The following is a 21,911-nucleotide window of genomic DNA, read 5'->3' on the forward strand; positions in this document are numbered from 1 at the left end:
AATGCGCGGTTTTTTGTTGGGTTTCTGTTTTTTAGTGTCCATGGCTGTCCACCGGCAGCCAGTGCTTGACTGGTATAGGTCCCGGTATAACTTGGGTGTCGGCCCACCATCCGCCACCGGAGTTATACCAGTGCTGACCGACACCGCTATCAAACGCTCACGACCCAACGATGTGACTTACACGATGAAGGATGGCCGCGGCCTTTACCTTCTGGTTAATCCAAACGGCAGCAAGTGGTGGCGCTTCCGCTACTCAATCGCCGGCAAGCGCAACACTCTGAGCTTGGGCGTCTACCCTGATACTGGCCTGTCCGACGCCCGACTTCGCCGAGATGACGCCCGCCGACTCATCGCACAGGGCGTCGATCCGGCAGCGCAGCGCAAAGCGGACAAAACGGCAAGCGTAGACCGGGCAGCGAACAGCTTCGAAGCGGTCGCCCGCGAGTGGTTGGGAGTCAAGGCACACGAGTGGGTTCCCGCGCACCTGGCTAAGGAATCCCTGCGGATCGAAAAGCACGCGTTCCCATGGATTGGCGCCAAGCCTATGGCGGAGCTCGAAGTGGACGATCTGATGCCGCTGATCCGGCGCGTATTCGAATCCGGTCATCTGGAGCAGGCGCACCGGCTACGCGAGCAGATCAGCCGCATCTGCCGCTACGCGATCGCGACGGGCCGCGCCAAGACCGATCCCGCGCACGCTCTGTCCGAGGTCCTGCCGTCACGCCAGCAAGGCGGATTTCCCGCCATCGTCGATCCCGTTGGCATTGGCGAACTGCTGCGTGCGATCGAAGGGTTCAAAGGCACCTTCCCTGTCTTCTGCGCCTTACGTCTCGCACCGATGCTGTTCTGCCGCCCCGGCGAGCTGCGCAAGGCTGAGTGGTCGCATTTCGTGCTCGACGGTGAGAACCCCGAGTACCGCGTACCTCCAGCGAATCGGAAGCTACGCAAGGCGAACAAGGTCGCCAAGGACGCCGAACCCCACCTTGTTCCGCTGTCGCAACAGGCAGTGGCCATCCTACGTGAGCTGCAACCACTGACCGGGCGCCGGCAATTCGTGTTCCCGGGCGCCCGCGACCCCAAGCGCTGCATGAGCGAAGCCGCCGTGAACGCCGCCCTCGCCCGACTCGGATTCAAAGGCGAGATGGTAGGCCACGGCTTTCGCCACATGGCGAGCACGCGCCTCGAAGAACTGGGTTTTTCGGACGCAGCTATCGAAGCACAGCTTTCGCACAAGGTGGCTGGCGTGCGGGGCAAGTACAAGCGAGACCAGTACCTGCGTGCACTTCCGGAGCGCCGCCGGATGATGCAGGCATGGGCAGAGTACCTGGACGGCCTCAAGCAAGGGGAAAGCTTGGCCATGCCTCTGCGAGCCGCCTGACAGTGCAAAAAATCCACCCACCCACCGCTTTGACAACATACGGCATTGCCGTATGATTTACTCAACGCGCATGACCGTCGTCGAGACCGCCCTGTTTTCCAAGCTCTGGCCGGACTACTGGGCGGAGGACGAGCGCGGAGAGTTCGCGACCTGGCTGGCAAACCACCCGGACGCTGGCGACGTGATCCCCGGTTCCGGCGGTTGCCGCAAGGTGCGGTGGGCTCGCGCAGGCATGGGCAAGCGCGGTGGCGTGCGAGTCATTTACTACGCGCAGACCGCACGGGGCCGGCTGTATCTGCTGATGATCTACGCCAAGAGCGCGCGGGACAACTTCCCCACCGAAGTGTTGAGGAAAATTCGAGAGGAACTGGACAATGCCGAAAACTGAACGTGAACTGCTGGCCCGCGACGCGAAGCGCGATATCGGCGCCGAACTGCTGCGGTCGGTGCGCCAGATGAAGGCTGGGAAGGTGAAGCGTGTCGCCGAGGTGAAGCTGACGCCGGCGGCCGCTGCTCGCCTGAAGACCGGCCTGTCACAGTCACAGTTCGCGGCGAGCATGGGCGTCTCCGTTCGCACGATCCAGGACTGGGAGCAAGGCCGGCGCGAGCCGAGCGGCGCCGCACGGACCCTACTGAGGATCGCGGCAAAGCACCCAAAAATCGTGCGCGAAGCGGTGACGGTATGACTGAGCCATCCTCGAAATCACCGCGGAGAGACGACGGCAACTCACCTCCACCAGAGCGATTCACCGGCATCTGATTCAGACCGGCGCTTACCTCAACACGTCGCCGGCCCTGGGGCACAACGCATACCTGACGCTATTGGCACACACGTTCGATCGTTAAGTTCTGAGCATTACGAACGAATTTGCACTTGTGCGGGGCATGGGGGCAGGAGCAGAATTAGCATGCACTGAGTGTCAGTACTGGTTCGCCGACTACGGCAGTTCGGCGTTATGTACAGGTCGAACCGGGCCGCCAACGTTAGGCAAGGCTAGCCGAATGCCTTTATAAAACGGCCGGGTTCAAATCCCGTAAGGCCCCCCTTTCACAAGGGAAGAGATAGTCCGCAATCCTGCGGTCTATCGGCGAGGCGCAGCCAGCTCATCCTTAAATGGAGACTGGCCCATGTCCGCCAACCCAAGCGTTTCGCCGACGCCAGAATCGGCCCCCCACGCTGCTGCCGCGCAGCTTCTGCTCACGCCCATCAAAAACTTCACGCCGGGCGTGCCCTTCGTTTTCATGGCCGGCCCCGAGGTCGACGACGCCTTCGGCTGGGGCAAATCGTCCCGCTGGGCAGCGATCGGACGCGGCGAGTTCACGCAGCCCGTGAAGATCGGCGCCAAGAGCCTATGGCCGAGCCACGAGATCGAACATATCCTCGCGGCGCGCCTGCGCGGCGCCACAGATGACGAGTTGCGCGCGCTGGTGACCACGTTGCACGAGCGGCGCGGCGGAGCGATGCCGCCTGAAATTGGAGAGAAACGGAAGGCCGTCGTCGATCGCCTGTTGGACGGCAAGCGCCGCAAGAAGGCTATGCACGCTGCCAGCAAGGCGAACGCAGGGGGTGCAGCGTGACCGCCTCCAACAAGCTCCGCGAGAACAAGCGCGCAATCGGCAACCACGTAAGCGGCGACGGTGTGACCTACAACGATCTGGACTCGGCGATCGACGAAGGGATCGCCGCAGCGTACAAAATTTTCGATGCCGCGATCCGCATCGGTGACGATCGTTACAAGGAGGCATACGAGATCGGGCTGGCGCTGAAAAAACTCCGCAGCCCGGAGGTTGCCGCCGCCCTCGCCGCCGAGCGCTTGGCCAAGGTGCGCATGTCATGAACGCGCCCTATTCGTCTGACACTCGCGCCAAAGGCTGGCGCCTAGAGCTGGACTATGAGCGCATCCGCCAGTCGGACACCTGGGCTCTAGCTCCGCCGGAACTGCGTCCATGGCTGCTGATGCTCTTGATGGTTGCATGGGAGCAGACCCCGTGCGGCTCGCTGCCAGACAACGACGAATTGATTGCCGTGCGGATCGGAATGCCATTGGAAACGTTCACCGCCGCCAAGAAAGTTCTACTCCGCGGCTGGCATAAGGCCGCAGACGGTCGGCTCTACCACAGGACGTTGACTGAGCACGTTCTGGAGATGATCGGGCGCCGTCGCAAGGTTGCCGATCGGGTAGACCGACATCGCGCCGCAAAGCGTGGCGATACCCCCGGTGTAACGCGTTACACCGACGTGACTCACGTTGAAGTAGCGCGCGACCCCGCTGTGACCTACGCCAGTGCAACGCCACCGGAACCGGAACCAGTCTTTTCCGAAGAAGCTATCGCTTCTCCGGGCGCCGATGCGCCGCATTCGGCTTCGCCGCCCGTTCCGGATTTGAAATCTGACCCTTTGAAAGCTCTGTTTGACCGCGGTGTGACGTTGCTCGGCGATACGAAGAGTGCGCGTGGAATGCTTGGCAAGCTCCGCAAGGAGTTTGGCGATGTGGCCGTGATGGGAGCAATTGCGCGTGCCGAGGAAATCCAGCCCAGCGACCCGATCCCGTGGTTGATTGAGGCGTGCAAGTTGAGCCGCTCGGACTTGCGACCTGACGGCCCGTTGCCGAACGGCAAGGTGCAGATCGGTGGCATCCCATACGACGAATCCGTTGCCCATGTGATCTTGGCAGCCACCCGGAGCGCAGCATGACGGCCTTGCTCGAGACTCCACGCCAGCTTGCCTATCTGCTGGCCAGCCGCGTCGAGGATGTCTGTCGCGAGTTGTTACCCGCCGGAAAGCGTGAAGGTCACGAGTGGCGCGTGGGCAGCGTCCATGGCGAATCCGGCAAATCGATGGGCGTTCACCTCGTCGGGGAGAAGGCCGGCGTCTGGAGTGATTTCGCTTCAGGCGACAGCGGCGACTTGCTGGATCTGTGGGCGCAGGTACGCCGGGTTCCGCTCGGCGAGGCCATGGGACAGGCTCGCCAATTTCTGGGCTTGGCTGCACCGGCGTTCGTCAATACCGCCAAGGCCTACAACCGCCCGAAGCGGCCACAATGCGCCACCCCGAAGAGCGCGGTGCGCGACTACCTTGCCGGCCGCGGCCTGGCCGACGACTCACTCAAGGCGTACGCCATCGGCGAGCGCGGCCGAACGATTGTGTTTCCGTTCCTGCGCGATGGCGAACTGTTGATGGCCAAGGAACGAGAGGCTGTCGACGGCGCAAAGCCGAAACCGACCGAGTCCGACTGCGAGAAGACAGCCTTCGGCTGGCAGGCCATACCCGAAACGGCACGCGAAATCGTCATCACCGAGGGCGAGATTGACGCCATGAGTTCGTGGCAGATGGGATTCCCCGCCTTGTCTGTACCCTTCGGCGGGGGTGGCGGCAACAAGCAGGACTGGGTAGAGAACGACTTTGACCATCTCGCCCGGTTTGACGTGATCTACCTTGCCATGGACAACGATGGTCCCGGGCGCGAGGCAGCGCACGAGCTGTCGAAGCGTATCGGCCCGGAGCGCTGCCGCATCGTGAACATCCCGGCCCCATTCAAGGACGCCAATGACCTACTGCGGGATGGCTGCACCGGTGAAGACTTTCATCTGCTGCTGAAGAAGGCGCGATCACTCGACCCGGACGAGCTGAAGTCCGCGGTCGAGTACACCGACGCAATCATCGCCGAGTTCTATCCCGCCAATGGCGGCTGCGAAATCGCGCTGGAAACCCCATGGCAGAAGTTCACTGAGAAATTCCGATTTCGGCCTGGGGAACTGGTCGTCCTTCAGGGCATCAACGGCCACGGCAAAACCGAGATCGCGGGAAACTTTGTTGTGCACGGCATTGGTCACGGTGCTCGCATCTGTGTCGCCAGCATGGAATTCAAACCGGCAAAGTGGCTCAAGCGGCTGACGCGGCAGGCAGCGGGCATCGAGCGCCCGAGCGAGCACTATATCCGTGACATTGCGAACTGGTGGGCGTCGAACCTTTGGGTCTTTGATGTAACCGGAAAGGCGAAGTCGGAGCGGTTGCTTCAGGTCTTCCGCTACGCCGCTCGCCGCTACCAGATCGGCTTCTTCGTGATCGACAACCTCGCCAAATGCGGCATCGACGAGGACGACTACACCGGGCAGAAGAATTTCATCGATGGGCTGACCGACTTCGCCAAGGAGTACGACGCAACGGTCCTGCTGGTCTGCCATCCGCGCAAGGTGGAGGATGAGAACCGGGCGCCGGGGAAGATGGACGTGAAAGGCACCGGCGCAATCACCGACATGGCCGACTCGGTACTCAGCATCTGGCGTAACAAGCCCAAGCACGACGCTTTGGAGAAAGCGGCGACGCAGCAGGTCGCACCACCGCCGGAACATGCACTTGCCCCGGACGCAGTCCTGACCTGCTTCAAACAACGCAACGGAGAAGACGAGCCAAAAATCGCGCTCTGGTTCGATCGTGCCAGCCATCAGTTCCTCGAACGATCAAGCCAGCGCCCACGCAAGTACGTCCAGACCAAACTCAACGAGATGGAGGCTGCATGATGGAACACTACGATTTTGAATTCGCTGAACCGGATCTCGACAATGCCGGGAATTTCCTGGAGGGCTGGCTCGAGACTCCGCCTGATTGGAGAAACCGCTATCCAACGCTCGCATCACTCTTGACCAGCAGCAAGGATGATAAATCGACCGAGTCTGACGACTTGGCAATCACGCAAGGGCTCTCCGAGCTGAAGGCGGCAACCATAGCGAAGGATGGCACGTTGGAGCTGCGAGCAAAGGTTCTGCGGCTTCTGACTGATCGAATGGTGCGCAGGATGCACCGGGAACACGCCGCGCTCGCTCAGCCCAAGCACCTGAGCTGATTGCATCTAACTAGACGGAAATAGACTATGGCTTTAGGTCAAAAATCCGGGGGCCGACAGAAGGGAGCCGCCAACAAGCGCACGAGAGAGATTGCCGACAAGGCCGCTGCGAGCGGGTTGCTTCCGCTGGAATATTTGCTCACCGTCATGCGTGACGAGGCTCAGGAGCAGTCCATCCGGCTTGACGCTGCGAAAGCGGCCGCTCCGTACATCCACCCGCGGTTGCAGGCGACAGAAGCCACAATCAAGGGCTCCACCCTTCCCCCCTACGAAGCTGCATTGATGCAGCTAGCCCAGGAAGAGCTCATCCCGTAAGCCGTGCAGCAAGCACTCGGAGAGTGACCATTCGCGGTACGCACGCAGTTCGCACCCTCACGCGCGCGTTCCCGATCGCTGCCAGCCGTTGAGCGGAACGTCTGCCCGCTACGACGAATCGGCGCGGGTTACTCCCGGTAGTCCTCGTCGAGCATGCGCCGCTCCGTCTCGCTCATCGCATCCCGCAGCAACAGCGTGATACAGCCAGCGGGCCCTATCGCCTGCTTGTTGCGCAGCATCTTCCTAGCCCACTCGCGCTGCTGCGCAGGGGTGTAGTCAGGCTGATCGGATGCCATGGACGATCCACACCCGGGATCATCACCCGCATTGCCGACAAGGTCTTCAGCGTGCGCCCAGTCGGGCTTGATCGCCGACCATTCAACCGCCGCGTCGAAGCGTTCCAGCGCACGCTCGCAGTCGCCGACGTAACGCATGTCCGGCGTGAACTCGCAGTACACGCCCAGCGTCGGGTACTCGCCCAGATCATGGTCGTTCCAGCAGATCCCGAGCGTGTGCCCCGGAGGCGGCTTGCCGGCAACGTGCAGGACATAGAGCCTGGCAATGTCGAGCGCAAAGACGATCCAGTCCCCATCTTCGGGCATCTGCCCGGTGTTGACGCTGCCGATACTCTCCCACCCCATCCCCTCTCTCCTTGCAGGTTCAACCGAGCAGCGCGATGAAAAAGGCCCCGGCGATGACTGCCATCGTCGCGGCCATGCCAAGAAACATGAGCGTCAGCATTCCGTTGAGCAGGACGAGCCAGACTCCGCCGAACAGATCGGACATGGCGGCTACCGCCAGCAGCAGCAGCGCGAAGCGGAAGAACCACGGTGATCGGGAGCGGCTGGCCTGGGTCATGCGGAGAAATTACCCAATGTCAGGCTCAAAAGCTGAGACATCTGCCCATCAGACTGCCGCATGAGGTAATTTCCGATCCTTGGAATGTCATGCCGCGCCCCGAAGATCGTGGTGTGGCCGAAAAACAATTAAGGGTGGGTCATGAACCAGCAAGCCTTATCCGCCTTCATCTGGTCGGTCGCCGACCTTTTGCGAGGGGACTACAAGCAGTCCGAATACGGCAAGGTCATCCTGCCGTTCACCGTGCTGCGACGCCTGGACTGCGTGCTGGAGCCGACCAAGGCGGCCGTCCTCGCCGAGTTTGAGGCCAAGACCCAATCCGGACTGAACGCCGAACCGTTCCTGGAGCGCAAGAGCGGCCAGCGTGGCCTGTACAACACATCGCCCCTGGACATGAAGAAACTCATGGGCGACCAGGACCATATCCGCGAGAACCTGTTCAGCTACATCCAGGCGTTCGCGCCCGGGGTGCGCGATGTGTTCGAGCGCTTCGAGTTTCACGCTCAGGTCGAGCGGCTGGCCAAGGCCGGCCTGCTGTATCAGGTCACCGAGAAATTTGCCGGCATCGATCTGCACCCGGAGGTGGTCGACAACCACCAGATGGGGCTCGTGTTCGAGGAGCTGATCCGCAAGTTTGCGGAAATCTCCAACGAGACCGCCGGTGAGCACTTCACCCCGCGCGAAGTGATCCGCCTGATGGTCAACCTGATCTTCGTCGAGGATGACGACGTGCTGTCCAAACCCAACGTGGTCCGCACGATCTATGACCCGACTGCGGGCACCGGCGGCATGCTCAGCATCGCCGGCGAATACCTCGCCGAGCACAACCCGCAGGCGCGCCTCACTGTGTTCGGCCAGGAGCTGAACCCCGAGTCTTACGCCATCTGCAAGGCGGACATGCTGATCAAGGGCCAGGACGTGTCCAGCATTGCCTTCGGCAATACGCTGTCGGACGACGGCCATCCCGGCAAGCAATTTGACTACATGCTGTCCAATCCGCCGTTCGGCGTGGAATGGAAGAAAGTCGAAAAGGAAATCCGCCGGGAACACGCGCAGGAAGGCTACAACGGCCGCTTCGGCCCCGGCCTGCCCCGCGTGTCCGACGGCTCCATGCTGTTCCTGCTGCATCTGATCAGCAAGATGCGCCCGGCCAAGGAGGGCGGTGGCCGCTTCGGCATCGTGCTCAACGGCTCACCGCTGTTCACCGGCGGCGCCGGCAGTGGCGAAAGCGAGATCCGCCGCTACGTGCTGGAGAACGACCTGCTGGAGGCGATCATCGGCCTGCCGACGGACATGTTCTACAACACCGGCATCGCCACCTACGTGTGGATCGTCTCCAACCGCAAGCCGGCCGCGCGCAAGGGCAAGGTCCAACTCATCGATGCCTCCGGCTACTGGCAGAAGATGCGCAAGAGCCTGGGCAGCAAGCGCAAGGAACTGAGCGACGCGCACATCGAGCGCATCACCCGCCTGTTTGGCGAGTTCGTCGAGGCCAAGGACGACGGCAAGCCCATCAGCCGTATCTTCAGGAACGAGGACTTCGGCTACCGCACCATTACCGTCGAGCGCCCGCTCAAGGACGAGCACGGCAAGTCCGTGATCGGCACCAAAGGCAAGCAGAAAGGCAAACCGCAGCCGGACAGCAACCTGCGTGACACCGAGAACGTGCCGCTCTCAGAAGACGTAGAGACCTACTTCAAGCGCGAAGTGCTGCCGCACGCGCCGGACGCCTGGATCGACCCCGACAAGACCAAGGTCGGCTACGAGATCCCGTTCAACCGGCACTTCTACGTGTTCAAGCCGCCGCGTCCGCTGGCGGAGATCGATGCCGAGCTGAAAGCCTGTACCGATCGCATCAAGCAAATGATCGAAGGGCTGTCCACATGATTGACCTTTCTTATCCAAAGTTATCAAATATAGATAACATTTGATAAGGTCAGTTGAAATGGACCCGCGTATCAACCCCTACGCCCCCGGAGCAGGCGCTCCGCCTCCTGAACTCGCTGGCCGTGACCAGGTCATCGAGGCCGCATCAATCGCGCTCGACAGGATGCGTAATGGCCTGGTCGCTCGCAGCCTGATGCTCGTGGGACTCCGCGGGGTGGGAAAGACGGTTCTCCTCAATCGCCTGCATAACGATGCAGAGGCCAGCGGCTTCGCTACAGTCGTCTTAGAGGCCCCCGAACAGCGCTCGCTTCCCGCCTTGCTGGTGCCGTCGATGCGAGCCGTACTGCTCAAGCTGGATCGAATGGCGGCGGGAGGCGACCTGGCCAAGCGTGCTCTGCGAGCCCTGGGCGGTTTTGTTCAGGCGATGAAACTGAAGTATGGGGATATCGAGTTCGGCCTGGACTTGGGATTGGAACCTGGCGTTGCCGACACCGGCGACCTGGACGCTGACCTGATCTCCCTGTTCCAGGTCGTCGGCGAAGCGGCCCGCGAACGCAAGACCGTGCTGGTGCTATTTGTTGATGAACTTCAGTACGTGCCGGAACCCCAGCTCGCCGCCCTTATCACGGCACTGCACCGCTGCGCGCAGCTCCAATTACCGGTCACCATGATCGGCGCAGGGCTGCCGCAACTCCTCGGCCAGATGGGTCGCGCCAAATCCTATGCCGAACGTCTGTTCGAGTTCACTCCCATTGGCAAGCTGCCAGACGCTGCGGCCCGGCAGGCCCTCGCCGCGCCGGCACAACGCGCCGGGGTGCTATACGAAGAAGCCGCGCTCCACGAAATCCTGCGACAGACCGAAGGCTATCCTTACTTCCTTCAGGAATGGGGCAAGCACTCTTGGACCTGCGCCCAGCAATCGCCCATCACCTTGGCGGATGTCCACGCGGCGACAGATCAGGCGCTCGCCGAACTGGATGCCAGCTTCTTTCGCGTGCGCCTCGATCGCCTCACTCCGTCGGAGAAGCGCTACCTGCGCGCAATGGCCGAACTCGGGCCGGGGCCACACCGTTCTGGCGATATTGCGCACACCTTGGGGCGCGAAGTGGCCACTGTTGCGCCCACGCGCGCCAAGCTGATCGACAAAGGCATGGTCTTCAGTCCGGCCCACGGTGACACCGGATTTACCGTGCCGCTGTTTGATGCCTACATGCGACGCGTAATGCCCGATTGGCCCTGACCAAAGTCTCCTATGCGCGACATTGCCATCTACACCGCGCCTTCAGGCGCCGTCGAGGTCAGGCTGGAGAAGGACACGGTCTGGCTGCGGCAGGAACAGATGGCCGAGCTGTTCGGCCGCGACCGCACCGTGATCGGCCGCCACATCCGCAACGCCTTTGCCGACGGGGAGCTCGACGAAGAAAGCAATGTGCAAATTTTGCACATTGCCGGATCAGACAAGCCGGTGCGGTTCTACAACCTTGACGTGATCATCTCCGCCGGCTACCGCGTCAAGTCCCAGCAGGGCACCCGCTTCCGGCAATGGGCCACCGGCATCCTGCGCGAACACCTCACGCGCGGCTACACCCTCAACCGCCAGCGGCTGGAAACCAACGCCCGCGAGCTGGACGCCGCCCTGCAACTGGTGCGCAAGGTCGCGGCATCCCCGGAACTCACAGCAGAGGCCGGCCGCGGGCTGGTGGATATTGTCAGCCGCTACGCCCAGACCTTCGCCTTGCTGCAAGGCTACGACGAAGGCCTGCTCACCGAGCCACCCGCTCAGCCCGGTGGACGGCTGCCCACGGTCGCCGAAGCCCGCACTGCGCTGGCCCAGCTCAAGGCCAGCCTCATCGCCCGAGGTGAATCCACGGGGCTCTTTGCGCAGGAACGCGCCGGCGACGGCCTCGGTGCCCTGCTTGGCAATCTTGACCAGACCGCCTTCGGTGAACCCGTCTACCCCAGCATCGAAGCCAAGGCCGCGCACCTGCTGTACTTCGTCATCAAGAACCACCCGTTCACGGACGGCAACAAGCGCAGCGGCGCCTTCCTGTTCGTCGATTTCCTGAACCGCAATGGTCGATTGCTCGATGCCAGCGGCCAGCCCGTCATCAACGACGTGGGCCTCGCCGCGCTCGCGCTGCTCGTAGCCGAATCGCCGGCGCAGAACAAGGACACCATGATCCGGCTGATCATGAACATGCTCGCGCGGCCTGCGGGAGCGTCCCGATGAGCTTTCCCCGATATCCCGAGTACAAGGACAGCGGGGTGGAGTGGTTGGGCGAGATCCCCGCCCATTGGACAGTCGCGCCGTTCAAACGCCTCGTTGAGTTTCAGAACGGTGCGGACCACAAGGCCGTCGAAGTCGACGAGGGCTATCCTGTCTACGGCTCAGGCGGCGTATTCGCCCAAGCGTCGCAGTACCTATACGACGGCGAGTCGGTGCTTCTCGGTCGGAAAGGCACCATCGATAAGCCGCTTCACGTGACCGGTAGGTTCTGGACGGTCGACACGATGTATTGGACACGAATCAGGCGAGAAGCGAACGGGAAGTTTTGCTATTACGTAGCAGCGTCCATTCCATTCGCTTACTACTCGACAAATACCGCGCTGCCGAGCATGACCCAGAGCGCGCTTGGCGCGCACGCAATCGCTTATCCCGAGAAGCTGGAACAAACCACCATCGCCGCCTTCCTTGACCACGAAACCGCCAAGATCGATGCGCTGGTGGCGGAGCAGGAAAAGCTGATCGCGCTGCTCAAGGAAAAACGTCAGGCCGTCATCTCCCACGCCGTCACCAAGGGGATCAACCCCGATGCCCCGATGAAACCCTCCGGCATCGAATGGCTGGGGGATGTGCCAGCGCATTGGACAATGGCGAGACTGAAAAACGTGTCGCCCTTCATTACGGTGGGCATAGTCGTGAATCCGAGCGACTACGTGTCTGAGGACGGACTGCCTTTTATTTACGGGGGCGACATCTCGGAGGGAAGTATTGATGCGGACGCTGCCCGCCGAATCTCTCCGGAACATAGCGAAAAGAATTCCAAGACGAGACTTGAAACGGGAGATCTGCTCACAGTTCGCGTTGGGGCCCCCGGGGTCACGGCTGTTGTTGGTCCTGACTGCGAGGGCGGAAACTGCGCATCCGTAATGCTGATTCGTCGCGGAGCCTTCGACTCCCGTTGGCTTTGCTTCGCGATGAACAGTCGCATGGTCCGGTTCCAGGTGGAAGTCGTGCAGTACGGTGCCGCTCAGGAGCAGTTCAACATCAGTCACGCGATCAACTTCTGGATCGCAGTTCCTCCACGAGCCGAGCAGGCGGAGATTGCGGACGGGCTGACGCGTGAAACGGCTGATATTGATTCGCTGATTTCGGAAGCCGAGTGCGCCATCAATCTCCTCAAAGAACGCCGCTCCGCCCTGATCTCTGCCGCCGTCACGGGCCAGATCGACGTGCGGGGGACTGTCGAGGCCCAAGCCGCATGAGCGAGCAAAGCGCCGCCATCGTCGACTTCATCGCCAAGCTGATGCCCTTGTACGACGGTGAAGACCACGAACGCGTCTGGTGCGCACGCTCGCTGGAAGATGGCACCTTGTTGCTTCCCCAGCCGGGCGGCGAAGACGATGACCCCGACAACGACTTCATCCGCGTGCGATGGCAGGGCGTACCCGAGCGTGAACAGGTCGTGTCCGGCAGCGACATCGCGACGCTCGCTGTGGTCAGGTACGTTGAGTTTCACGGCGTCGGCCGGCCGGCGAAAGATGTCGCAGCGGAGCTGGCCCACCTGTCGCAGCATTTTACCTTCAAGACCGGCTGCTCGCTTTACCTACCCTACGAGCCGACAGGCCCCGATCTGGTCTCTGCTGTCCGCAAAGCAGTGAGCCGGATGGGTGAAAGCGCAGTGGTCAATCTACTCACGAAAACTGCCGGATTCTGAGGACGCCGATGATCCGGCAGAGCCACCCATCTTCCGGACAGGAACTCCGCCGTGATCCAACACCTCTTGGCGGCACAACGCGCTTTCCGCTTCTGATCCTGGAGTGTTGACCCGGGCTGATTTCCACTGCTGTCATGCCATCATCAGAACAATCACACTCGAACAAGGGAGCGATTCATGAGCAGCACGCTGACCGCGCACGAGCAGCCACTATCCAAGATCTTCAGCGATGACTACGTGTTCTCGATTCCGGGCTACCAGCGTCCGTACTCGTGGACGACCGAGCAGGCGCGTGAGCTGATCGACGACCTTCATGGCTTCATGAAAAGTTCGGACAAGGCGCTGGGGGACATTCCACCCTACTTCCTCGGCAGCATTGTCCTGATCAAGCAGGAGTCCCAGCCACCGACCACCGTCGTTGATGGGCAGCAGCGCCTGACGACACTGACGCTGTTGCTGTCCGCCATCAGGGCCAAAACCGCGGACGACAAAGCCAAGAGCGGCCTGTCCAGGCTGATCTACGAACAGGGCGACGTCATTCTCAACACCGAGAATCACTACCGGCTGACGTTGCGCGAACGGGACCGTGATTTCTTCCGCGAGTACGTGCAGCACGATGGCGGCATCGACCAGTTGATTGTTCTCTCGAAGGACCTCCCCGACAGCCAGAACAACCTGCGCGAGAACGCGCGCCTGTTCATGAACCGCCTTGATGAGCTGAACGAAGGTGAGCGGGTCAAGCTGGCGCAGTTCATCGCCACGCGCTGCTATCTGGTGACCGTCTGCACACCGGATCTGGATTCCGCGTACCGCATCTTCAATGTGCTCAACAGTCGCGGACTGGACCTGAGCGCAACCGACATTCTCAAGGCGGAAATTGTCGGCAAGATCGGCGCCGGCAAGCGGGATCACTACACGGAAGTCTGGGAGAACATCGAAGACGATCTGGGCCGTGAGGACTTCGGCAATCTCTTCAGCCATATCCGCATGATCCACCGCAAGGCCAAGCCGCAGGGCACGGTGCTCAAGGAGTTCCGCGAGCATGTTGTGTATGCGTCTCCGGAAGCCTTCATGGACGGGGTGCTCGCGCCCCTTGCCGCCGCCTACGAGGAAATCACGGACGCGGCCTACACCAGCCCGAAGGACGCCGAGGCCGTCAACACGCATCTGTACTGGCTGAATCGGATCGAGTTCAAGGACTGGATGCCGGCGGCGCTGGTTTTCATGTCGCGTCATCGCAATGACCATGACCGCATGGTGGCGTTCTTCCGCGACCTGGAGCGTCTCGTGTATTCGATGCTGATCGGCCGCTGGGGGATCAACGAACGCATCGAGCGGTGTTCGGCGCTGACGAAGGCCATCGAATCGGGTCAGGATCTGTGGGCACCGGGATCGCCGCTGCTGCTCACGGACATCGAGAGGGGCGCGACGTATCAGGCGCTCAACGGGCCGCTCTACAGCACGCATTCCGCGCGTGCGCTGTCTCTCCTGCTACTGCGGCTGGATGCCCTCCTTTCCGGCGGCGGCGCGACGTACAACTACAACGTCGTCACCGTTGAACATGTGCTGCCGCAGAACCCGCAGGCGGGCAGCACCTGGCTGGACTGGTTCCCGGACGAAGAGATCCGGCAGCAATGGGTGCATCGGCTCGGCAATCTCGCGCTGCTGACACGCAAGAAGAACAGCTCGGCCAGCAACTACGACTTCGACCGCAAGAAGAACTCGTACTTCGCCAAGGGCGGTGTATCACCGTTTGCGATGACGACACAGGTGCTTGCCGGCGATCACTGGGATCTCGAAACCGTCGAGAAGTGGCAGTCCGAAAGGCTGGCGATTCTTGAGAAGCACTGGGCGCTGGAAGATCGCGTCATGCCTGTGAGCGGGCCCCAAGTGTCGAGCGGGCCGCGTGAGCGCGCTGAACTGATCGACATCGATCGCTTGTTTTTCTGCAAGGCATCCGGGGCCGATGCCACGGCACGGTGTACGGCGGAAGGCCTGTGGGTCTTGAAGGGGTCGACCGGCCGATCGGAGACAACCGAGTCTCTGAAAGAGCATACGTATCGCGACATCAGATCAACCCTTCTGAAGCAGGGCGTCATCGTCGATTCGGGCGACGGCCGCATTCGCTTCGAGCAGGACTTCCTCTTCAAGCGGCCCAGCGCCGCTGCTGTTGCGGTAACCGGTCGCGCAGCGAACGGCTGGACCGAGTGGAAGGATGCCGAAGGCATGTCTCTACGTGAAGCCTGCGGACTTGGCCCCTCGGAGGGAACCGAATGACCGGATACGGTCTGTCGGCACGGGGACGGCCTTCCCAGGGTTCATTGGTGGAAAGTTGACGATTACCGACATTCGGCGTACAAGGCCTTGATCGCCAATGGAAGTCGGTAGTTCCCGACTTTTCAAGGATTCAGGGAACGCCGAACCGTGAAGTCGCCTAAGACCAACTTTTCAAGAATCGCACGAGGCCACGCCCAGCGCGGAAATGACGCTGACCTGCTGGCGCTGGCGGATACCGTGCGTGCAGCACGCACGGATGCCAACCTGACCCAGGCCGATCTGGCACTGGTGTCCGGTGTGGGACGCGACACCATCATCGCGCTGGAGAACGGACGGCCCGGCGTCTCGCTGGGTTCAGCGCTGCGGGTGTTGAAGGGGCTGGGCCTGACCCTGGCGCCAGTGCCGAGGCGCTGATGCTCGCAGTCATTCACAGTCGGGGCCGGGTCGGTAGCCTGCGTGCCGTGGAAGGCGCGCTGGAATTCAGCTACGCGCCGGACTGGTTGCAAAGCGCCGGCGCATTCCCGCTTTCACCGCGCCTGGCATTGCGGGAGGCGCCATGGCGCGGCGATGAAGTGCTGTTCTTCTTCGCCAATCTCCTGCCCGAAGGCGCAGTGCTGGAGACGCTGATCCGGCTGCGTCGCCTGCCGCGCGGCAATGTCTATCGCCTGCTGGAAGCCTTTGGCCGCGAATGCGCAGGCGCGTTCGATATCGTGCCGGAAGCCGAAGCCAGACATGTGTCACGCACGGCATCGAAAACATCTAACTACCGGGAATATCCGCCCGCGACTCTGGCAGAGGATCTGGCGCGGCTACGCGACAACATTCCACTGATGGCCGGTCACGCCGAGCTGCGCCTGTCATTGGCCGGCGCGCAGGACAAGATCCCGGTGCGCTACGCGGAAGGCGCGTTATGGCTGCCACAGGGCAATGCACCGTCCACGCATATCCTGAAACCTGCCCTGCACCCGCAGAAGCTGTTTCCCGATTCGGTGATGAATGAGGCCTTCTGCATGCGCCTGGCCGCAGCACTGGGTCTGCCGGCGGCCGCGGTCACCGTCCTGATGGAACCGGAACCGGTGCTGTTGATCGAGCGCTATGACCGCGTCGTTGCAAGAGACCGGATCGAGCGCCTGCACCAGCTCGACCTGTGCCAGCTCGCGGGTGTACTGCCGGCGCAGAAATATGAGGTCGATGGCGGGCCGGGTTTCAAGACGTGCTTCGAGCTGATCGACGCGCACAGCGCAGCGCCCGCACGCGGTCGCCTTCAACTGGTGGACTGGACCCTATTCAATCTGCTGATCGGCAACGCAGACGCGCACGCCAAGAATCTGGCCATGCTCTACGGCGCGGATGGCAGGCTGCGTCTGGCGCCTGCTTATGATCTGCTGGCGACCGGCTATTGGTCCGAGCTGTCGGACCGGATGGCGATGGCTATCGGCGGCGAGCGGCGCCCGGCTTGGGTACAGGCACGCCATTGGCAGCGGTTCTGCGAAAGCCTGGGGCTGAATACCGTGCAGCTCCGGCGGCGTGCGCGGGACCTGTGTGCGAAGGCGTTGACTCACAAGGATGAGGTGATGGCTGCACTGGAGGTACCGTTACCGCTGGCGCAGCATCTGACAGCGACGCTGGAACGCAACAGCGAGAGAATCGAAAACAAGATCGGGGGGGCCGCATGAGCCTGCACAAGGAAATCGAGTTCGAGAACGACATCTGTGCGCATCTCGCCGCGCACGGTTGGCTGTATGCGCAGAAGGACGCAGCCGACTATGACCGTGCCCGCGCATTGTTTCCGGCGGATGTGATCGCCTGGGTTCAGGCCTCTCAGCAACAGGCTTGGGAAGCCCTGAGCAAAAGCCACGGAGCGGCCACCGAGGCGGTGCTGCTCGACCGAATCCGCAAGCAGCTCGACGACCGCGGCACGCTGGACGTGCTGCGTCATGGCGTCGAGATGATGGGGCTGCGGCAACCACTGACACTGGCGCAGTTCAAGCCGGCGCTGGCGATGAATGAGGATATCGTCGCGCGTTATGAGGCCAATCGCCTGCGCGTGGTGCGGCAGGTGAAGTATTCGTTGCACAACGAGAACTCCATCGATCTGGTGCTGTTCCTCAACGGCATCCCGGTTGCGACGGTAGAGCTGAAGTCCGATTTCACGCAGAGCGTGGAGGATGCGGTCGATCAGTACCGCTTTGACCGTCACCCACGCCCCAAGGGCCAGTCCGCGGCCGAGCCGCTGCTCGACTTTCCGCGCGGGGCGCTGGTGCATTTCGCCGTCAGCAACAGCGAAGCGAAGATGACGACGAAGCTGGCCGGCGCGGTGACGACGTTCCTGCCGTTCAATCAGGGGGACCATGGCGCAGCCGGCAATCCGGTGAACCCCAATGGCCATCGCACCGCCTACCTGTGGGAACAGGTGTGGGCACGCGCAAGCTGGCTGGAGATCATCGGCCGCTATCTGGTCGCGCCACGCGACGACAAGAAGAAGATCAAGGCGATCATCTTTCCGCGCTATCACCAGCTCGATGCGACGCGCTCGCTGGTGGCAAAGGTTCTGGAGGAAGGGCCGGGGCAGAAATATCTGATCCAGCACTCCGCTGGATCGGGCAAGACCAACTCGATTGCGTGGACCGCGCACTTCCTGGCGGATCTGCATAACGCCGGGCACGACAAGCTGTTCGATACCGTGCTGGTGGTCAGCGACCGCAACGTGCTCGATTCACAGCTCCAGGACGCGATCTTCGACTTTCAGCGCACCACCGGCGTGGTGGCAACGATCAAGAACGAGAGCGGATCGAAGAGCGCCCAGCTCGCCGAGGCTCTGTCCGGCAACAAGAAGATCGTGGTCTGCACGATCCAGACTTTCCCGCATGCATTGGCTGCGGTGCAGGAGCTGGCAGCAACGCAGGGCAAGCGCTTTGCCGTGATTGCCGATGAGGCACACAGCTCGCAGACGGGCGAAGCCGCGTCCAAGCTCAAGCAGGTGCTGTCGGCCGACGAATTGAAGGAACTGGCCGACGGCGGCGAGATCAGCACGGAAGATGTCCTGGCAGCACAGATGACTGCACGCGCAGCGGAATCCGGGATCACCTATGTCGCCTTCACTGCCACACCGAAGGCCAAGACTCTGGAACTGTTCGGCCGGCGGCCGAAGCCCGATCTCCCGGCCGGCCCCGACAATCTGCCCGCACCGTTCCACGTCTATTCGATGCGGCAGGCGATCGAGGAAGGTTTCATCCTCGACGTGCTGAAGAACTACACGCCCTACAAGTTGGCCTTCAAGCTCGCCAGCGAGGGGAAGGAATGGGACGACAAGGCGGTTGCGCGCGACGACGCAATGAAAGGCCTGATGCGCTGGGTGCGGCTGCATCCGTACAACATCAGCCAGAAGGTGCAAATCGTCGTCGAGCACTTCCGCGAGAACGTGGCGCCGCTGCTCGATGGCTACGCCAAGGCGATGGTGGTGGTGGGCAGCCGGCAGGAGGCGGTGCGCTGGCAGCTCGCGATCGACAAGTACATCAAGAGCCAGGGTTACCGGATCGGCACGCTGGTCGCGTTTTCTGGCGAGGTCAATGACAAGGAGTCTGGCCCCGATCCGTTCTCCGAAAACTCAAAGTCGCTGAATCCGAACCTGAAGGGCCGCGACATCCGGCAGGCGTTTGCTCAGGACGAGTATCAGATCCTGCTGGTTGCGAATAAATTCCAGACCGGCTTTGACCAACCGCTGCTGTGCGGCATGTACGTGGACAAGCGGCTCGCCGGCATCCAGGCCGTCCAGACCCTGTCGCGGCTCAACCGCGCGTATCCAGGCAAGGACACGACGTACATCCTCGACTTCGTCAATGACCCCGAGGAAATTCTGGCGGCGTTCAAGACCTACCACACGACGGCAGAGCTGGACGGCGTCACCGACCCCAATCTCGTCTTCGACCTGCGCGCCAAACTCGACGCCAGCGGTCACTACGATGACAACGAGGTCGAGCGCGTCGTCCGGGCCGAGCTGAATCCCAAGGGTAGCCAGTCGGAATTGAGCGCGGCAATCGAGCCGGTCGCTGACCGTCTGCTGAAATCCTACACGGCGGCAAAGCGGGCATTGAGCGCGGCACGAGAACGCAAGGACGCCAACGCCGAGCAGGAAGCACAGAACGAGATCAATGCGCTGGCGATGTTCAAACGCGATATCGGCACCTTCGGCCGCGTCTACGCCTTCCTGTCACAGATCTTCGACTACGGAAACACGTCGCTGGAAAAGCGTGCGATCTTCTTCAGGCGCCTGCTGCCGCTACTGGAGTTCGGCAGAGAACGCGACACTGTCGATCTTTCGAAAGTCGTGCTGACCCATCACAAGCTGAAATCACTCGGCGCCACCAAACTCGATCTCTACTCTGGTCAGGCCACAACGCTGCAAGCTATGACCGAAGCCGGCGCCGGCGAAGTCCGCGAGCCGGAGAAGGTCTACCTCGCCCAGATCATCGCCAAACTGAATGAGCTGTTCGAAGGCGAGCTGTCGGACGACGACAAGCTGGTCTACGTCAACAATGTGCTCAAGGGGAAGCTGCTGGAATCAGACGTGCTGGCCGCTCAGGCCAGGAGCAATACCAAAGAGCAATTCGCCAACTCCCCCGACTTGGCCAACGAGATCCTGAACGCCATCATGGACGCGCTGGGCGCGCACCAGACCATGAGCAAGCAGGCACTGGATTCACCGAAGGTGCGCGAAGGACTGAAGGACGTATTGCTGGGGCCGGCCGGGCTGTATGAAGCGCTACGAGAACGGACCGCACAGTGAAGATCTCTTTTCGCTGGATTCCGCCACTCATTGAAAGAAGCGTCCGACTGCTATCGGGAGATCGGCACGTCGAGGGAAACGTCGTGGCCGTCGACACGGAAGTGCCGGTGTGGCACGAATTCGATCTTTAGGTCGAGGGCTCTGGCGGGCGCTTGGCCTTGACCTTGATTAGTGACAGACCGTCGGCACCGCGCCCGTCCGGATTCAGCCCCAGGCGTCCGAATCGGCCACCGATTGCTCGGCCTCTATCGGGACAGTGAAACTTAGCTACAGTACGAGAGAAGGACGGATTCGAAATGGCGCCCAGACGAACAATTTGTTTAGCAGACAGCTCGATGAACAAGCACATTGTTTTCTATCAGTTGCGAAGCTCGCCAATGGCCTGCTCCAAGAATGAATATGCGGACGAGTGTCCGGTGATTAGCTGTTGGGCAACGGAAGGAGGGAGCGCGTAAATGCAATCGGTGGATTTTTCAAGACCATTGGCTACATCGTCTGGTTCGGCACTGGCATCTGGGGCTTCTTCTTGTGCTTGGCCATTATTTCTAAGGTCGCTGGCTTCTGGGGCATTGTCGGTGCGTTAGTTCTCGGCCCAGTTACCTTTCTTGCCGCTCCTCTTTACGCGGGGTTCGCTTGGGGCAATTGGTTTCCACTTATTCTCAATTATGGCGGCGGCATCGCCGCAATGATCATAATTGGCATCGGTAGTGCCATGAGCAAAGAGTAATGCTTTTGCCCAACCAGTCGTTCCAACCGACCCACTTGCCTGCGCTTCGCTACGGAAAGCGGTCGGCTGAACTCAAGCGTTGAGGCTGTAGAAAAAGGTTTCGCCCCATGGCCGCGATAAAAATTTCTCTGCGACAGTTGCGTCGAATGCGGTTCAAAATTCTGAGTGTGCTTTGAGCGATCTCACGCGAGCACTTTTTAGCGATTCCGAGGGGTGTTCGGAAACGTCCGGACTTTTTCTACACTCTCGTTGGGTGTCATAAAAGCATGGCTACCTTGGAAGCTACGCTGGCCGAAGCACAGAAGAATCAGCGGGTGTGCCCACAGCCTCAGCAATGGCAGGCACTCTATGAGCTGCTGCCCAACAAGCTACGCAAAGGTGGGGGCTGGGAGCCGGCATTGCCGCTAATTCTCGCTGCGTGGGGGGATACGCCAGCACTTCCAAAGATGCTGCGGCTGAAAGAGCACATTGAGTGGGCCGCATCGCATGGGCACCTTGATGAGGTGCATGCGTTTCTTTGCAGCCTTGCAGAAAATCAATGGCATCACATAGGCGAGTAATGCCACCCAACCAGGCACTTCCAGCCGACGTCATTGCCACCACTTCGCGTCGTCATAGGGAGGCCTACAACTGCATTAAATCGGCTTCAGGTGACGTTTGACCCACCACGTACTTTTTAGCTGTTGGGGCTAACGGAGAGATCGAATGATCTGGTGAACAGGGCCGTTTCAAAGCGCAATTGGCATGCCAGTTCGGTTTCATTGAGAGATCGTGTAAGGCTTACGATGCTGGGCACGTTGATGAGGCGGTCCGGATCGCTACGACACTATCCGAGTGCTGATGCATGACACCGCGAACTCGACGTCGCTGCCCGCGCAGCTAGGAGCATAGGATGTCCTCG

At 61.3% G+C, this 21,911-nt stretch carries 22 protein-coding genes; 20 read left to right on the forward strand and 2 right to left on the reverse strand.

The window, feature by feature from the left end:
* The first annotated feature begins 130 nt into the window (after positions 1-130).
* The 9 genes from E4T66_RS13580 (at position 131) to E4T66_RS13620 (ending at position 6,537) form a co-directional block, all read left to right on the forward strand.
* Entirely contained in the window at positions 131-1,378 is a 1,248-nt protein-coding gene (locus E4T66_RS13580) for a tyrosine-type recombinase/integrase (protein ID WP_248679700.1), read from the forward strand.
* Positions 1,379-1,430: 52 nt separating this feature from the next.
* Positions 1,431-1,766 carry a type II toxin-antitoxin system RelE/ParE family toxin gene (locus E4T66_RS13585; RefSeq protein ID WP_211242916.1) on the forward strand — a complete coding sequence of 112 codons (336 nt, stop codon included), beginning with the start codon at positions 1,431-1,433 and terminating at the stop codon, positions 1,764-1,766.
* Positions 1,753-2,064: a helix-turn-helix domain-containing protein gene (locus tag E4T66_RS13590; protein WP_136849594.1), complete on the forward strand. Its 312-nt coding sequence runs from the start codon at positions 1,753-1,755 to the stop codon at positions 2,062-2,064. The genes E4T66_RS13585 and E4T66_RS13590 overlap by 14 nt, the downstream gene beginning before the upstream one ends.
* A gap of 442 nt (positions 2,065-2,506) precedes the next feature.
* On the forward strand, positions 2,507-2,956 hold the full coding sequence (locus E4T66_RS13595) for a helix-turn-helix transcriptional regulator (RefSeq protein WP_136849595.1): 450 nt from the start codon (positions 2,507-2,509) through the stop codon (positions 2,954-2,956).
* A complete protein-coding gene (locus tag E4T66_RS13600) occupies positions 2,953-3,216 on the forward strand; it encodes a hypothetical protein (RefSeq protein WP_136849596.1) in 264 nt (87 codons plus the stop codon). Before E4T66_RS13595 ends, E4T66_RS13600 begins: the two co-directional genes overlap by 4 nt.
* Positions 3,213-4,073 (forward strand): DUF1376 domain-containing protein, encoded by an 861-nt coding sequence (locus E4T66_RS13605; protein ID WP_136849597.1) that lies wholly within the window; start codon positions 3,213-3,215, stop codon positions 4,071-4,073. The genes E4T66_RS13600 and E4T66_RS13605 overlap by 4 nt, the downstream gene beginning before the upstream one ends.
* A complete protein-coding gene (locus tag E4T66_RS13610) occupies positions 4,070-5,899 on the forward strand; it encodes an AAA family ATPase (RefSeq protein WP_136849598.1) in 1,830 nt (609 codons plus the stop codon). The genes E4T66_RS13605 and E4T66_RS13610 overlap by 4 nt, the downstream gene beginning before the upstream one ends.
* Positions 5,899-6,222 (forward strand): hypothetical protein, encoded by a 324-nt coding sequence (locus E4T66_RS13615; protein WP_136849599.1) that lies wholly within the window; start codon positions 5,899-5,901, stop codon positions 6,220-6,222. The genes E4T66_RS13610 and E4T66_RS13615 overlap by 1 nt, the downstream gene beginning before the upstream one ends.
* 27 nt (positions 6,223-6,249) lie before the next feature.
* On the forward strand, positions 6,250-6,537 hold the full coding sequence (locus E4T66_RS13620) for a hypothetical protein (protein ID WP_136849600.1): 288 nt from the start codon (positions 6,250-6,252) through the stop codon (positions 6,535-6,537).
* 128 nt (positions 6,538-6,665) lie between these two features.
* Here the strand turns inward: E4T66_RS13620 and E4T66_RS13625 are convergent, their stop codons facing one another.
* Both E4T66_RS13625 and E4T66_RS13630 read right to left on the reverse strand, forming a co-directional pair.
* Positions 6,666-7,178: a hypothetical protein gene (locus E4T66_RS13625; RefSeq protein ID WP_136849601.1), complete on the reverse strand. Its 513-nt coding sequence runs from the start codon at positions 7,176-7,178 to the stop codon at positions 6,666-6,668.
* A 19-nt stretch (positions 7,179-7,197) separates the two neighbouring features.
* Positions 7,198-7,395, reverse strand: coding sequence for a hypothetical protein (locus tag E4T66_RS13630; RefSeq protein ID WP_136849602.1), 198 nt, complete (start codon positions 7,393-7,395; stop codon positions 7,198-7,200).
* Between the two features lie 141 nt (positions 7,396-7,536).
* Here E4T66_RS13630 and E4T66_RS13635 point away from each other — a divergent pair, with 141 nt between their 5' ends.
* The 11 genes from E4T66_RS13635 (at position 7,537) to E4T66_RS13685 (ending at position 21,570) form a co-directional block, all read left to right on the forward strand.
* Positions 7,537-9,282: a type I restriction-modification system subunit M gene (locus E4T66_RS13635; RefSeq protein ID WP_136849603.1), complete on the forward strand. Its 1,746-nt coding sequence runs from the start codon at positions 7,537-7,539 to the stop codon at positions 9,280-9,282.
* Positions 9,283-9,340: 58 nt separating this feature from the next.
* Positions 9,341-10,522 carry an AAA family ATPase gene (locus E4T66_RS13640; protein ID WP_136849604.1) on the forward strand — a complete coding sequence of 394 codons (1,182 nt, stop codon included), beginning with the start codon at positions 9,341-9,343 and terminating at the stop codon, positions 10,520-10,522.
* Positions 10,523-10,534: 12 nt separating this feature from the next.
* Positions 10,535-11,512, forward strand: a complete 978-nt coding sequence (gene rhuM / locus E4T66_RS13645) for a Fic family protein (RefSeq protein WP_136849605.1) — start codon at positions 10,535-10,537, stop codon at positions 11,510-11,512.
* Positions 11,509-12,768 (forward strand): restriction endonuclease subunit S, encoded by a 1,260-nt coding sequence (locus E4T66_RS21575; protein WP_211242917.1) that lies wholly within the window; start codon positions 11,509-11,511, stop codon positions 12,766-12,768. The genes rhuM and E4T66_RS21575 overlap by 4 nt, the downstream gene beginning before the upstream one ends.
* On the forward strand, positions 12,765-13,220 hold the full coding sequence (locus tag E4T66_RS13655; protein ID WP_136849606.1) for a hypothetical protein: 456 nt from the start codon (positions 12,765-12,767) through the stop codon (positions 13,218-13,220). Before E4T66_RS21575 ends, E4T66_RS13655 begins: the two co-directional genes overlap by 4 nt.
* Before the next feature lie 177 nt (positions 13,221-13,397).
* A complete protein-coding gene (locus E4T66_RS13660; RefSeq protein ID WP_136849607.1) occupies positions 13,398-15,497 on the forward strand; it encodes a DUF4357 domain-containing protein in 2,100 nt (699 codons plus the stop codon).
* 147 nt (positions 15,498-15,644) lie between these two features.
* Positions 15,645-15,911, forward strand: a complete 267-nt coding sequence (locus E4T66_RS13665) for a helix-turn-helix transcriptional regulator (RefSeq protein ID WP_211242918.1) — start codon at positions 15,645-15,647, stop codon at positions 15,909-15,911.
* A complete protein-coding gene (locus tag E4T66_RS13670) occupies positions 15,911-17,173 on the forward strand; it encodes a type II toxin-antitoxin system HipA family toxin (protein ID WP_136849608.1) in 1,263 nt (420 codons plus the stop codon). Before E4T66_RS13665 ends, E4T66_RS13670 begins: the two co-directional genes overlap by 1 nt.
* Positions 17,170-20,283 (forward strand): type I restriction endonuclease subunit R, encoded by a 3,114-nt coding sequence (locus tag E4T66_RS13675; protein ID WP_136849609.1) that lies wholly within the window; start codon positions 17,170-17,172, stop codon positions 20,281-20,283. Before E4T66_RS13670 ends, E4T66_RS13675 begins: the two co-directional genes overlap by 4 nt.
* Before the next feature lie 427 nt (positions 20,284-20,710).
* Positions 20,711-21,010, forward strand: a complete 300-nt coding sequence (locus E4T66_RS13680; RefSeq protein ID WP_136849610.1) for a hypothetical protein — start codon at positions 20,711-20,713, stop codon at positions 21,008-21,010.
* A 266-nt stretch (positions 21,011-21,276) separates the two neighbouring features.
* On the forward strand, positions 21,277-21,570 hold the full coding sequence (locus E4T66_RS13685; RefSeq protein ID WP_136849611.1) for a hypothetical protein: 294 nt from the start codon (positions 21,277-21,279) through the stop codon (positions 21,568-21,570).
* Positions 21,571-21,911: the final 341 nt, after the last annotated feature.

The sequence above is a fragment of the Sinimarinibacterium arenosum genome (assembly GCF_005047655.1).
Lineage (GTDB): Bacteria > Pseudomonadota > Gammaproteobacteria > Nevskiales > Nevskiaceae > Solimonas.

Excerpts from the sequence above, each read along its gene's own strand:
- E4T66_RS13585 (WP_211242916.1), top strand. The coding sequence starts at position 1,431 with ATGATTTACTCAACGCGCATGACCGTCGTCGAGACCGCCCTGTTTTCC.
- E4T66_RS13590 (WP_136849594.1), top strand. The coding sequence starts at position 1,753 with ATGCCGAAAACTGAACGTGAACTGCTGGCCCGCGACGCGAAGCGCGAT.
- E4T66_RS13595 (WP_136849595.1), top strand. The coding sequence starts at position 2,507 with ATGTCCGCCAACCCAAGCGTTTCGCCGACGCCAGAATCGGCCCCCCAC.
- E4T66_RS13605 (WP_136849597.1), top strand. The coding sequence starts at position 3,213 with ATGAACGCGCCCTATTCGTCTGACACTCGCGCCAAAGGCTGGCGCCTA.
- E4T66_RS13610 (WP_136849598.1), top strand. The coding sequence starts at position 4,070 with ATGACGGCCTTGCTCGAGACTCCACGCCAGCTTGCCTATCTGCTGGCC.
- E4T66_RS13615 (WP_136849599.1), top strand. The coding sequence starts at position 5,899 with ATGGAACACTACGATTTTGAATTCGCTGAACCGGATCTCGACAATGCC.
- E4T66_RS13620 (WP_136849600.1), top strand. The coding sequence starts at position 6,250 with ATGGCTTTAGGTCAAAAATCCGGGGGCCGACAGAAGGGAGCCGCCAAC.
- E4T66_RS13625 (WP_136849601.1), bottom strand. The coding sequence starts at position 7,178 with ATGGGGTGGGAGAGTATCGGCAGCGTCAACACCGGGCAGATGCCCGAA.
- E4T66_RS13630 (WP_136849602.1), bottom strand. The coding sequence starts at position 7,395 with ATGACCCAGGCCAGCCGCTCCCGATCACCGTGGTTCTTCCGCTTCGCG.
- E4T66_RS13635 (WP_136849603.1), top strand. The coding sequence starts at position 7,537 with ATGAACCAGCAAGCCTTATCCGCCTTCATCTGGTCGGTCGCCGACCTT.
- E4T66_RS13640 (WP_136849604.1), top strand. The coding sequence starts at position 9,341 with ATGGACCCGCGTATCAACCCCTACGCCCCCGGAGCAGGCGCTCCGCCT.
- rhuM (WP_136849605.1), top strand. The coding sequence starts at position 10,535 with ATGCGCGACATTGCCATCTACACCGCGCCTTCAGGCGCCGTCGAGGTC.
- E4T66_RS21575 (WP_211242917.1), top strand. The coding sequence starts at position 11,509 with ATGAGCTTTCCCCGATATCCCGAGTACAAGGACAGCGGGGTGGAGTGG.
- E4T66_RS13655 (WP_136849606.1), top strand. The coding sequence starts at position 12,765 with ATGAGCGAGCAAAGCGCCGCCATCGTCGACTTCATCGCCAAGCTGATG.
- E4T66_RS13660 (WP_136849607.1), top strand. The coding sequence starts at position 13,398 with ATGAGCAGCACGCTGACCGCGCACGAGCAGCCACTATCCAAGATCTTC.
- E4T66_RS13670 (WP_136849608.1), top strand. The coding sequence starts at position 15,911 with ATGCTCGCAGTCATTCACAGTCGGGGCCGGGTCGGTAGCCTGCGTGCC.
- E4T66_RS13675 (WP_136849609.1), top strand. The coding sequence starts at position 17,170 with ATGAGCCTGCACAAGGAAATCGAGTTCGAGAACGACATCTGTGCGCAT.
- E4T66_RS13685 (WP_136849611.1), top strand. The coding sequence starts at position 21,277 with ATGGCTACCTTGGAAGCTACGCTGGCCGAAGCACAGAAGAATCAGCGG.